This window comes from Parabacteroides merdae ATCC 43184 (assembly GCF_025151215.1).
GTDB lineage: Bacteria > Bacteroidota > Bacteroidia > Bacteroidales > Tannerellaceae > Parabacteroides > Parabacteroides merdae.
The window spans coordinates 701,253-713,932 of sequence record NZ_CP102286.1; the positions used below are offsets into that span (position 1 = coordinate 701,253).

The 12,680-nt window shown below is 39.5% G+C and carries 7 protein-coding genes; all 7 read left to right on the forward strand.

Features of this window, described 5'->3' with window-relative positions:
- Positions 1-34: 34 nt before the first annotated feature.
- The 7 genes from NQ542_RS02780 (at position 35) to NQ542_RS02810 (ending at position 12,574) form a co-directional block, all read left to right on the forward strand.
- Complete coding sequence (locus NQ542_RS02780) at positions 35-577, forward strand: RNA polymerase sigma-70 factor (RefSeq protein ID WP_005635829.1); 543 nt, start codon at positions 35-37, stop codon at positions 575-577.
- A gap of 329 nt (positions 578-906) precedes the next feature.
- Positions 907-1,884 carry a FecR family protein gene (locus NQ542_RS02785; RefSeq protein WP_005635832.1) on the forward strand — a complete coding sequence of 326 codons (978 nt, stop codon included), beginning with the start codon at positions 907-909 and terminating at the stop codon, positions 1,882-1,884.
- Between the two features lie 274 nt (positions 1,885-2,158).
- The gene (locus NQ542_RS02790) at positions 2,159-5,563 is read left to right on the forward strand and encodes a TonB-dependent receptor (protein WP_005635834.1); all 3,405 of its coding nucleotides are present in this window, start codon (positions 2,159-2,161) and stop codon (positions 5,561-5,563) included.
- 12 nt (positions 5,564-5,575) lie between these two features.
- Positions 5,576-7,276: a RagB/SusD family nutrient uptake outer membrane protein gene (locus NQ542_RS02795; protein ID WP_005635836.1), complete on the forward strand. Its 1,701-nt coding sequence runs from the start codon at positions 5,576-5,578 to the stop codon at positions 7,274-7,276.
- 127 nt (positions 7,277-7,403) lie between these two features.
- Positions 7,404-8,750 carry an FAD-dependent oxidoreductase gene (locus tag NQ542_RS02800; protein ID WP_370686447.1) on the forward strand — a complete coding sequence of 449 codons (1,347 nt, stop codon included), beginning with the start codon at positions 7,404-7,406 and terminating at the stop codon, positions 8,748-8,750.
- 40 nt (positions 8,751-8,790) lie between these two features.
- Complete coding sequence (locus NQ542_RS02805) at positions 8,791-10,698, forward strand: FAD-dependent oxidoreductase (protein ID WP_005635840.1); 1,908 nt, start codon at positions 8,791-8,793, stop codon at positions 10,696-10,698.
- A gap of 16 nt (positions 10,699-10,714) precedes the next feature.
- Complete coding sequence (locus NQ542_RS02810; RefSeq protein ID WP_005635842.1) at positions 10,715-12,574, forward strand: FAD-dependent oxidoreductase; 1,860 nt, start codon at positions 10,715-10,717, stop codon at positions 12,572-12,574.
- Positions 12,575-12,680 lie beyond the last annotated feature (106 nt).

Consider the following 12,680-nt stretch of genomic DNA (forward strand, 5'->3'; position numbering starts at 1 on the left):
TTATTTGTTACATTTGTATCTTATTTAAAAGAATATGGAAGAGCGGAAACTGATATTATTGTTGAAGCAGGGTAGCAAAGACGCATTTACTGCTCTGTATAAACAATACTGGAAACAGGTCTATAATTTCAGTCGCCTCTATTTGACCAGTGCCGATGCTGCCGAAGAAGTAGTACAGGAAGTCTTTATCAAAATATGGGAAACGCGTGAATTTCTTCGTGAAGATGACCATTTTAAAGGTTTGCTGTTTATTATCACCCGGAATCTGATCTTTAACCGGCATCGCAAAAATGTGAATGAAGATTTCTACAAAGTCACGGTTCTTGCCGCATTGGAAGAACCGTATGATGTGGAAGAAGAAATTGATGCTCATAATCTCCAAGAATATATAGATCGCCTGATCGATGAATTGCCACCGCGCCGCCGTGAGATTTTTAACTTGAGCCGTAAGGAACAAAAGAGCTACAAAGAAATAGCTATCCTATTGAATATTTCAGAGAAAACGGTCGAAAATCAAATCAGCGAAGCCCTCAAGTACTTGAAGAAGAATATCACACTGCTTCTTCTCTTTATCTGATTGAATGTATTCTGTCTCCTATCTCTTATTATCATTTATCTAATATCTAAAAAAGTGATGGGTTCAAATCGAAACTATTACCGCATCTAATTCGATTTTCTACCCCTTCTAATTCAAATTACCCGCAAGGGTAATATTTTTTAATAAACTGGTTGTCGTTGCATTTTGCTAAAAATCAGTTTATTAGTTGAGATGTTAGTTTTTAGAGGGGATATTGTCATATTTTTTTGGAAATTTGTACTGTCAGGTGCTAAAATAATCTGTTTTTTCCCGGACTGGGTAGGGGAAAGAAGTAACTTGTGTGTATTTATATATGTAAAGCAATTGAAATGGAATACAAAGACAAAAAATATATACTAAAGAAACTAATGCAAGATGCGCTGACCGAAGAAGAGCGCATAGCCTTGCAATCTTCTCGCCGGGTGACAAAAGAAATGGAGCGGCAATGGAATAATGCTCCGGATGCAGTGGAAAGCGATCGTCCGGACGAGCCGTCTATCTGGCGGAATATTTGTAAGGAAGTCTGGCAACATGATGAAGGACGGAATGTTGTATTTTATAAGATATATAGTATGGTCGCCTCCATCTTATTGGTATTGGGTGTGGCAGGGACTGTTTATTTTGCGTTGCAGGACAAGGCGAATGTCCCAATGTATGTTGTAAGTTCCGGTATCCAAAATATGGAATCTGTCTCTTTACCAGATGGAACGAAAGTGCAGATGGGACCGGGCAGCCGCTTAACCTATCCTGCCAGTTTTTCCGGTAAGACGCGTGAGATAAGATTGGACGGGCAAGCCTTTTTCGATGTGGCGAAGAATCGCGAAAAACCTTTTATTGTTCATACGGAGGATATGAGTGTGGAGGCGTTGGGGACTGCGTTCGAATTGTTCAGTTACAACATGGAAAATAAGATGGAAGCGATTCTCCTGAATGGCAAGATCAAAGTAAGTGTGGAGAATAAGGAAACAAACCAAATGAAAGAATACTTCGTCTCTCCCGACGAAAAGATCTTGGTGGACCGGCAAACCGGCAAGATTTCCAAACAGATTGTGGATGCCGACAAATACACCGCTTGGCGCAAACAAAAGATGCTGAGCTTCGAAAACGAAAAACTTTCCATGATCATCCCGCGTCTCGAACAGTGGTACGGCAGAAAGGTGATGTGCCAAAAGGATCTGGCTGATAAATACCGGTTCACTTTCAAAGTGAGGGATGAGTCGCTAGAAAAGATACTGATGTTGATTCAACTGTCTTCTCCATTAAAATATAAAGAAATAGAGGATGGTAATTATAGTTTGACCCGTTAGTCATGAACTTGCAATAATTTTTTTTCTAATTTATTGCAATAAGAATAGGGGGAAAAGATTTTTTATGTGTATTTATTATAAAAAGATTAATTTTGAAATAATAGTATAATATTAAAATCTGAAAAATGCCTATGAGAAAGGATATTTGTTAACCTAAAAAATTGGAGGATGTCGGCAAACACCCTCCAGTTCGAGATTTCGACTACATGTCCATACTTAAATATTCAAACCGTGGAATGGGCATGCTAATATTCATCAAAAACATTACAAAGTTATGAAAAAAAGTAATGAACGGGCACTTTGTGTCCCATTATTAAAAAAAACTAAGCGTATCATGAAACTCACGACCTTATTTTCTTTAGGTGTCGCTTGCTGTATATCTGCTTCAACTTATGCGCAGGGTTATAAATTATCCATGAATAAGCAGAATAGCAGTATCATTGAGATTTTGAAAGACATTGAAAACAATAGTGAATTTACATTCTTTTTCAATGACAACAAAGTGAATGTAAATAAAAAGGCGAGCATCAATGTAAAAGATGCGACTTTGGATGAAGCGCTGGCTCAAGTACTGAAAAATACCGGTTACGATTATCAAATTATAGATCGACAAGTATTGATAAAGACAGCTTCGTCCTCTGTTTCTTCCGTGCCCAGTGTACAACAGAATCAAAAAGCGATTACCGGTATTATTAAAGATGTAAACGGTGAACCAATTATTGGTGCAAACGTTGTTGAAAAAGGTACGACAAACGGTACCGTTACCGATATCGAAGGGAGGTTCTCCCTTAATGTTGCACCAGGTGCAACATTAGTAGTTTCTTATATAGGATATACTACAAGCGAAATAGTTGTTGGCAATAAAACAGATTTGGCGATCAGTTTGAAAGAAGATTCTGAAATGCTGGATGAAGTGGTTGTTGTCGGTTATGGAACCATGAAGAAAAAAGATTTGACAGGTGCTGTTGCTGCTGTTAAAGGTGATGATTTGGCTGCCCGCAAAACGACTCAATTATCTACAGCCTTACAAGGTGCTGCTTCTGGTGTCACAGTAACACGTGATAATAGTGCTCCTGGAGCAACTGCTAGTATACAAATTCGAGGTGTGACGACTATTGGTGAGACAAGCCCTTTAGTGATTGTAGATGGAATTCCAGGGGATATTAATCAAGTGAATCCAGAAGATGTAGAGAGTATGTCCGTTTTGAAAGATGCGGCATCTGCTTCAATTTACGGTTCACGTGCTGCAGCTGGTGTGATTGTAATCACGACAAAACGTGCAAAACAGGATGATTTATCCCTAAACTATAATTTCGAATATGGTTGGGAAATGCCGACTAAATTACCAGAATATGTTGGTGCTCAGCGATACTTGGAAATGATAAATGAAACGCGTTTTAATGATAATAATTCAGGTGGTTGGTATCAGGCTTATTCTGAAGACCAAGTGAATAATTGGGTGAAAAATAATGCAACAAATCCAGATGCTTATCCTATAGTGGATTGGCAGGATGCAATTTTGAAAAGTTCTGCTCCACGTCAGACTCATTCGATTAATATTGCTGGAGGTAGCAAAGTTGTGAAAACGAAAGCCTCTTTCCGATATGACAAGACAGATGGTCTTTATGAAAATAGAGGATATGAGCGTTATATGATTCGTATCAATAATGATTTTAAAATAAATAAATGGCTTGAAGCTCATTTAGATGTAAATTATAAACGTTCAAAATCGGAAGAACCACATACGAATCCGATGGAATTGAATTTTCGTGCAACAGCTCCAATTTATGCAGTTCGTTGGAGTAATGGATTGTGGGGAGATGTCAAAGATGGAGAAAATCCATTGGCAATGATAACAGATGGTGGGTTAAAAACTTCATGGCATAATCGTTTAGGAGGTAAGGCTGCTATTGATATAACTCCGATTGAAGGATTAAAAATATCAGGAGTTATAGCACCGACATATAATTTTAATAAGGTGAAAAGTTTTGTAAAACAAGTACCTTATACCTATGCCAATGATCCAACTACAGTGAAAGGTTATATGGCTGGTTATAGAACGACAAAATTGACTGAAAATAGAAATGATGATTATGATGTAACTACACAATTTTTTGCAAATTACAATAAATCGTTCGGTTGCCATGATCTTTCAGCAATGATTGGTTATGAAGATTATTATGCTTTTTGGGAAAATTTGAGTGCATCTCGTGATCAGTATGAATTGACAAATTTCCCTTATTTGGATTTGGGACCTGAAAATTTGAGAGATAATGGTGGTAATGCAGAAGAGTACGCTTATCGTTCTTTTTTTGGACGAATCACTTATAGTTATGCCAATCGTTATTTATTGCAGGTAAATTTCCGTCGTGATGGCTCTTCTCGTTTTGCTCCGGATAGTAGATGGGCAAATTTCCCTTCTTTTTCTGCTGGTTGGGTTATGAGTGAAGAGAAGTTTATGCAAGATTTAAATTGGAATTGGTTGTCATATTTGAAATTAAGAGGTTCTTGGGGTACATTAGGTAATGAACGTATTACACGAATTGATGATAATAATAAACAAAATTATTATCCATATCAGTCAGCTTTAAACTTTGGTTCTGGTCTATTTTACAATGGAAACTCAGTGAGTTCTTTATTGACTGCTGCTCAGCAATATTATGCAGTTCGTAATATTTCTTGGGAAACAACAGAGACTTGGGACATTGGTTTGGATGCAAATTTCTTGGATAGCCGTTTGCATTTTAATTTCGATTTCTATAAAAAGAAAACGAAAGACATTTTGTTGGCTTTGGAAATTCCTAAATTTATAGGATATGATAATCCGTTTGTGAATACTGGGAATATGGAAACTACAGGTTATGATATTGAATTGGGATGGCGAGACCAAGTGGGGGATTTTAGTTATTCTGTTTCTGCTAACCTTTCTGACTTCGTGTCAAAGATGGGTGATTTAGGTGGTACGGAATTTTTAGGTGAAAAAGTGAAAATGAAAGGTAGTGAGTTTAATGAGTGGTATGGCTATTTGAGCGATGGACTCTTTTTGACTCAAGAAGATGTTGATAATTCGCCTAAATTGAATAATAATGTAAAAGTTGGTGATATCAAGTATAAAGATATTTCTGGTCCGGATGGTGTACCTGATGGTAAAATTTCTTCGGAATATGACCGTGTCTGTTTAGGAGGGTCATTACCCCGTTATACATTTGGTGTCAATTTTGCTGCATCATATAAAGGCTTTGATTTGGCTATGATGTTCCAAGGTGTGGGAAGTCAAAATGTTCGTATTAATAGTAATATGATAGAAGGTTTGAGAAATAACTGGTGTGGCTTCCCTTCTATTTTGGAAGGTAATTATTGGAGTGTGAACAATACTGATGCTGAAAATGCGAAAGCAATATATCCTCGTTTGACTCGTAATAATATTGATTCTAATATGGCGATGTCTGATTTTTGGATGTTTAATGGGAGATATTTAAGAATGAAAAACTTAACATTAGGATACACACTTCCTTCTGTATTGACAAAGAAAATAAGTATGGAATCTGTTAGGTTCTATGTGTCTGGTAACGATTTATTCTGTTTAAGCAAGTATCCGCATGGATGGGATCCGGAAGTCAGTACTAATGGTTATCCTATTACTACATCGGTGTTGTTAGGGGTATCGGTTAACTTTTAAAAAGGAAAGATTATGAAACGAAATAATATTATAGTTTATTTATTCAGTGGAGTAACGTTGTTTTCTGCATGCCATGATTTGGATTTAAACCCATTGTCTAATGGTTCAACTGAAAATTGGTATTCAAATGAAACTGAAATAGAAATGGCTGTTAATGAATTGTATAGAGATACATTTTGGCCGTTGGATGAAGAAGGTAATACCGATTGGTCTGACGATAAGATTTATCGTGAAAATTTGACACCTTTTCAAAATGCAACATTGAATGGGCAAACAGATAAGGTAAAAGATTTGTGGTCCAAGCAGTATAAGGTTGTATCACGTGCTAACAGTATTATATTAAAGGCGGATCGAGCTATTGAAGCTGGTGCAATGGAGTCGAAAATTAATGCTTATGTTGCTGAGGCTCGTTTTCATAGAGCATGTGCGTATGCAAAAATGTCTTCTAAATATGGTGATGTTCCATTAGTGGTAGATGATGTTGATATTGATAAAGGTATGTCAATGGGACGTACGGATTTAGCAACTGTGAAACAGTTTGTTTATGACGAATTTGATGCAGCTGCAAATGCCTTGCCAACAACATATTCAGGTATTAAAAGAGCCACAAAGGGAGCAGCATTGGCTATGAAAGCCCGTTATGCTCTTTATATGGGTGATTATGATGTGGTTGTTGCAGCGACTAAGGCTGTTATGGATTTGAATGTTTATTCTTTGCATAAAGATTATGGAGATTTGTTTTTGACTACAACCAAGAATGCAGAAGAATCTATTTTTTTAATTCCACGATCAATAGAATATAATCTTGTGATGGATGTACATGGTTGGCTGCCGAGAAATCATGGAGGATATGCGGTTCCGAATCCGACTTGGGATTTGTTTGCTTCGTATGTTTGCACAGATGGACTTCCGATTGACGAATCTCCTTTGTTTGATCCACATGACCCCTTTAAGAATCGTGATCCACGTTTGAGCATGACAATTGTCCCGTTTGGAGAGAATTTTATGGGTATTGAATTTAATCCACATCCAGAAGCATTGGAGGTTATGAATTATAAGACAGGACAGATGATTAAGAATAATGATACTCGTGCTGTTGCTCAGTATGCTTCTTATAATGGATTGGTTTGGAAGAAAGGTATGGATGAAACATGTTTGGAAAATGCAAACAAGATTGATCCAGATAAAATCATTATGCGTTATGCTGATGTTCTGTTAATGTATGCAGAAGCAAAAATTGAATTAAATCAGATAGATCAGTCTGTTTTGGATGCTATGAATGAGGTGCGTGCAAGAGCTTATGGCGTCGATAAATCAGCTGTGGATCAGTATCCGGCTTTTACATCTATGGATCAGCAAACATTAAGAAGTCAATTACGCATGGAAAGACGTATGGAGTTTGCTAATGAAGGGCTGCGTTATATGGATTTGATGCGTTGGAAGTTGATGGACAAAGTAATGAGTAAGAAGGTTTATATGATGTTGTATCCGGCCTCATTATTAATAGAAAAGGTTGTTAGTCAAGGTGATTGGTTTTGGCCTTTTGCCCCGGATATTGATGAAAATGGTTTGGCTGATTTTTCTAAATTAGAAGCTGCAGGTAAAATTGCTTCTATTGCAGAGAAAAAGTGGGATGATCGTCAATATTTATGGCCTATACCAACAACTGAAATTCAGATAAATACCAATATGAAACAGAATCCGAATTATTAAATATAACAGATAAGTTGTAGAAGGCATTTTATATATTAAAAAATAAAATGCCTTTCTTTTTCTAAAAAAAGCAATTATTATGACTAACAGAAGAAACTTTGTTAAACAAGCCGCAGCGGTGATGGCGATGGCTGCTATGCCGGGGGTAATACAGTCGGCTTCGGAAGAACGAGAGAAAGGTCTGACATTGAAACGTTCCCAAATAAAGGTGGACGATCAATGGGATGTAATCATTGTTGGAGGTGGTCCGGCTGGATGTACGGCGGCTATTGCTGCGGCTCGTGAAGGAGCAAAGACTTTACTAATAGAAGCGATGGGACAGTTGGGAGGAATGGGGACAGCCGGAATGGTTCCTGCTTGGTGTCCGTTTTCCGATGGTGAAAAGATTATATATAAAGGACTTGCTGAGAAAATTTTTAGAGAATCGATGAAGGGTGTGTCTCATGAACCTGAAAATAAATTGGATTGGGTGAGTATCAATCCTGAATATCTGATGTCCATTTATGATCGGATGGTAACGGAATCTGGAGCTAAAGTATTGTTCTTTTCTCGGTTAGCGGCGGTCGAGATGTCGTCGGATGATACTATTGATGCGATCATTGTTTCGAACAAGGCAGGTTTGGTGGCTTTTAAAGGTAAAGTATATATAGATGCGACAGGAGACGGAGATTTAGCTGCTTGGTCCGGAGCATCTTTCAAGCGTGGGTATGATGAGGAGGGTTCAGTACAGATGTCCAGTTTATGCTTTTCTTTTGCAAACATCGATTCTTATGATTATATAAATGGTCCGACACTTTATGTTTGGAAAGATGAAAGCACACCGCTTTATAAAGCGGTCCGGTCGGGAAAATATCCTTTGGTAGATACTCATTTTTGTAATAATCTAGTCGGTCCGGATGTCATTCAATGTAATGCGGGACATATGACGGTTGACACGACAGATCCTTGGGCTATTTCTGAAGCAATGATTTTGGGACGGCAGAAAGCTGTTCAGTATCTGGAAGCCATGAAAGATGTCCGGCCGTCTACCTTTTCCAATGCTTTTGTCGTGAAAACGGCTTCACTGCTTGGAGTTAGGGACAGTCGTCGGATAGAGGGCGATTATATTTTTACGGTAGAAGATTGGAGACAGCGGAAATCTTTTGAAGATGAGATCGGGCGTAACTGCTATTACATAGATGTCCATAGCGGAAAACATAAACCTGAGCATTATAAAAAAGGTGAATCTCACGGTATTCCGTACCGTTGTCTGACTCCTAAAGGAATTAAGAATTTGTTGACTGCCGGTCGTTGTATATCGACAGATGAACAAGCTTTTGGCAGTACCCGTGTGATGCCTTGTTGTTTAGTGACAGGAGAAGCAGCTGGAATGGCTGCCGCGCATGCAATCAAGCAAACAAGAAACGATGTCCATAAGATTGATACTTCTTATTTGAGGAAAAGATTGAAAGAGGAAGGACAACTGATTTTGTAATATAGGAATGCTTTTTCATAATTTATAAATATTGATTTTTATGAAACAATGGTGGTTTATTATATTGTTGATCATTTCTTTTCCTCTGAAAGCGGATAACATATTTGTTGAAGCGGAAAGTTTTGATTGTAGAGGAGGATGGGTTTTGGATAATCAGTCTATGGGACAAATGGGGTCTCCTTATTTGTTGGCACATGGATTAGGGGTTCCGGTTGAAAATGCTTCGACTGTGATCCGCGTTGAAAATGGAGGAAAATACCGTGTGTGGGTTAGAACCAGAGATTGGGTGAAGCAATGGGATCAAACGGCTTCTCCCGGACGTTTTGAGCTATTGCTGAATGGAAAAGCGTTGGAGGTGACGTTTGGCACGGAGAGAGCGGAATGGCATTGGCAGGATGGTGGAACGATTTGTTTGAAAACTGGTGAAAACCGGGTTGAACTACGTGATCTGACAGGTTTTGATGGTCGTTGCGATGCTATTTTTTTTACCTCGGCATTGGAGATGCTTCCTCCTGATGGGAAAGAAGAATTGACTGTTTTTCGTCGGAATATGTTGGGATTACCTGAAAATCCGGAAGATGCGGGAGAGTTTGATTTGGTTGTTGTCGGTGGAGGCATTGCGGGATGTTGTACAGCCCTCAGCGCAGCCCGTCTTGGATGTAAAGTCGCTTTGATCCAGAATCGTCCGGTTCTGGGAGGAAATAATAGTTCGGAGGTTCGTGTCGGACTTTCCGGATTGATCGCTCAGCAACCATATCCGAATTTGGGAAATCTTGTGGATGAACTTGGTCCTGTCGGGCATTGGAATAATTGGGAAGCAAAACGGGATTCTTCGTCAGTCAGGAGTCGGCAGATTATGAAAATATTACATCAGTATCCGGAAAAGACAATTCATAATGCAGGACCTGCATCTAATTATGAGGATGAGAAGAAATTTGCTTTGTTACAGAATCAGGAAAATTTGAATTTATTTCTAAATACACAGGTAGTTGATGTTAAAAAAAATGGAAATAAGATAGTTTCTGTCATCGGAAAAAATATAATATCGGGAAAAGAATATATATTTAAAGCTCAATTATTTTCTGATTGTACTGGAGATGGAGAAGTCGGTTTTCTTGCTGGAGCAGATTATCGTATGGGAAGAGAAAGTAAAGAGGAAACAGGTGAACCTAGAGCTCCTTTAACATCAGATCTATTGGTTATGGGAACTTCCGTGCAATGGTATGCTGAAGATACCCGTAATGTTTCTGATTTTCCGGATTGTCCCTGGGCTATCCGTTTTGATGAGAAAACTTGTATTCCTATAACCCGTGGAGACTGGGACTGGGAAGCCGGATTGAACAATGATCAGATAACAGAAATAGAATATATCCGGGATCATGCTCTTCGTGCAGTTTACGGTAATTGGGATTTCTTGAAGAACAAGAGTGAAAAGAAAGATCAATTTGCCAAGAAAAAGTTGGCATGGGTTGCTTATATAGGGGGGAAACGTGAATCTCGTCGTCTGATGGGCGATCTTGTTTTACGGGAACAAGACATATTGAATGATATTCAATATGAAGATGCGACATTCACTACGACTTGGGGAGTCGATCTTCATTATCCCAAACCGATACAGGGGATGAAAGAGGAACCATTTCTGTCTTATTGCGATGTACAGGAGATAAAACCGTATGCAGTTCCATATCGCTGTCTGTATTCCCGGAATATCGGGAACTTGTTCATGGCAGGTAGGGATATAAGTGTGACTCATGTTGCATTGGGTACTGTGAGGGTTATGAGAACTGGTGGTATGATGGGAGAAGTGGTGGGAATGGCAGCCTCTTTGTGTAAGAAATATCATACGGATCCCAGAGGCGTGTATGAGAAATATTTATCGGATTTGAGAATTTTGATGAAGCAGGGTGTTGGCAAATCAGGTTTTCCGGAAGCTGAAAGTATTGACTAATGTAAATATATTTATCATGAAAACGTTTATAACATTATTACTATTATTGAGTTTTGGATCGGTTCGAGCAGCAGACCTTTTTATTGAAGCCGAAAGTTTCAGTAACAAGGGTGGTTGGAAGGTTGACCAGCAGTTTATGGATTTGATGGGGTCTCCTTACCTTTTGGCGCATGGGATGGGTGTACCCGTCGATGATGCCTCTACGGAAGTAACGTTTCCTGAAAAAGGAGAATATTATGTATATGTTCGGACCTATAACTGGACTTCCCCGTGGAAAAAAGGGGAAGGTCCCGGTAAATTCAGTTTGTCTGTCGGAGGAAAGAAGATGACTTCTCCATTGGGAGCGGAGGGTTCTGCCTGGATGTGGCAGATAGCAGGAAAGGTGTCTGTCAAGAATCTGAAAACTGTAATCAAATTGCATGATTTGACGGGATTCGACGGTCGTTGCGATGCGATCTACTTTACCATGGAAGCTGGCAAGATGCCTCCGTCGGATGTAAAGGAACTGGAAGCATTCCGTCGTCAAGCATTGGGATTACCGGATGAAGCACCGGTTGCCGGCGAATATGATCTTGTAGTCGTGGGAGCCGGTATAGCCGGGATGAGTGCCGCTGTGTCGGCCGCCCGTCTGGGTTGCAGGGTAGCTTTGATTAATGACCGTCCTGTGGTAGGTGGTAATAACAGTTCGGAGATACGTGTCCATTTAGGAGGCCGTATCGAAGAAGGAACTTATAAGGAACTTGGCGGTCTGCAGAAAGAATTTGGTCCGGAAAAGGGAGGAAATGCACAACCAGCAGAATATTATGAAGACCAGAAGAAAATGGATTGGCTAGCAGGTGAAAAGAATGTGTCTCTTTTCCTGAACTATCGCGCGATAGGAGTGACAAAGGAAGGCGATAAGATCACATCGGTTGTTGTCAAACATATCGAAAGTGGTAAAGAATTAAAATTCAAGGCACCTCTGTTTTCCGATTGTACGGGAGACGGGACAATCGGTTATCTGGCGGGAGCCGATTACCGTATGGGGCGTGAAGGTCGTGACGAGTATGGTGAGAGTATCGCTCCGGAGAAAGCAGACAAGTTGACAATGGGTTCTTCCGTCCAGTGGTATTCTGTGGATAACAAGAAATCGAGCCCTTTCCCGGAGTTCAGCTATGGAGTGGAGTTTAACGACAAGAATTGTGAAAAGGTGATGATGGGAGAATGGACGTGGGAGACAGGTATGAACTTCGACCAGATCAAGGACTTCGAACGTATCCGTGATTATGGAATGCTGGTTGTCTATTCAAACTGGAGTTATCTGAAAAACCGTATGAAGGAAAATGACCAGTATAAGAACCGAAAATTAGGTTGGGTTGCTTATGTTGCCGGCAAGCGTGAATCACGTCGTCTGATGGGGGATTATATTTTGAAGGAAGACGATATCACGAAAAACGTGTCTCATGAAGATGCTTCTTTCGCCACGACATGGAGTATCGATTTACATTGGCAGGATCCGAAAAACAGTGAACATTTTCCAGGCAATGAGTTCAAAGCGGTGACAAAGCATATTCTGATCCATCCGTACGCCGTTCCGTATCGTTGTCTGTATTCTCGTAATGTGGAGAACCTGTTTATGGCCGGTCGTAATATTAGTGTGACTCATGTGGCATTGGGAACGGTCCGTGTGATGCGTACGACAGGAATGATGGGAGAGGTAGTAGGTATGGCTGCATCATTGTGTAAGAAATATGATGTGACACCTCGTGGTGTTTACCGTTCGCATCTGGAAGATTTGAAGACATTGATGAAAGAAGGTGTGAATAAGAAAGGGCTACCGAATAATCAGCGTTATAATGAAGGCGGTATATTGAAAGATAAACCGGTTGTTCAATAATCAGAAAAGTATGGGTGTGTGTCAAAATGTACTTGTCTCTGCGTCAAGCGTGGGGACAAGCATATTTTGACACACACCTTTTTAATATATGTCCATAAAACTATTG

What these genes read in the sequence shown, in the direction of transcription:
- NQ542_RS02780 (WP_005635829.1), top strand. Translation starts at nt 35, where the DNA reads ATGGAAGAGCGGAAACTGATATTATTGTTGAAGCAGGGTAGCAAAGAC.
- NQ542_RS02785 (WP_005635832.1), top strand. Translation starts at nt 907, where the DNA reads ATGGAATACAAAGACAAAAAATATATACTAAAGAAACTAATGCAAGAT.
- NQ542_RS02790 (WP_005635834.1), top strand. Translation starts at nt 2,159, where the DNA reads ATGAAAAAAAGTAATGAACGGGCACTTTGTGTCCCATTATTAAAAAAA.
- NQ542_RS02795 (WP_005635836.1), top strand. Translation starts at nt 5,576, where the DNA reads ATGAAACGAAATAATATTATAGTTTATTTATTCAGTGGAGTAACGTTG.
- NQ542_RS02800 (WP_370686447.1), top strand. Translation starts at nt 7,404, where the DNA reads ATGGCTGCTATGCCGGGGGTAATACAGTCGGCTTCGGAAGAACGAGAG.
- NQ542_RS02805 (WP_005635840.1), top strand. Translation starts at nt 8,791, where the DNA reads ATGAAACAATGGTGGTTTATTATATTGTTGATCATTTCTTTTCCTCTG.
- NQ542_RS02810 (WP_005635842.1), top strand. Translation starts at nt 10,715, where the DNA reads ATGAAAACGTTTATAACATTATTACTATTATTGAGTTTTGGATCGGTT.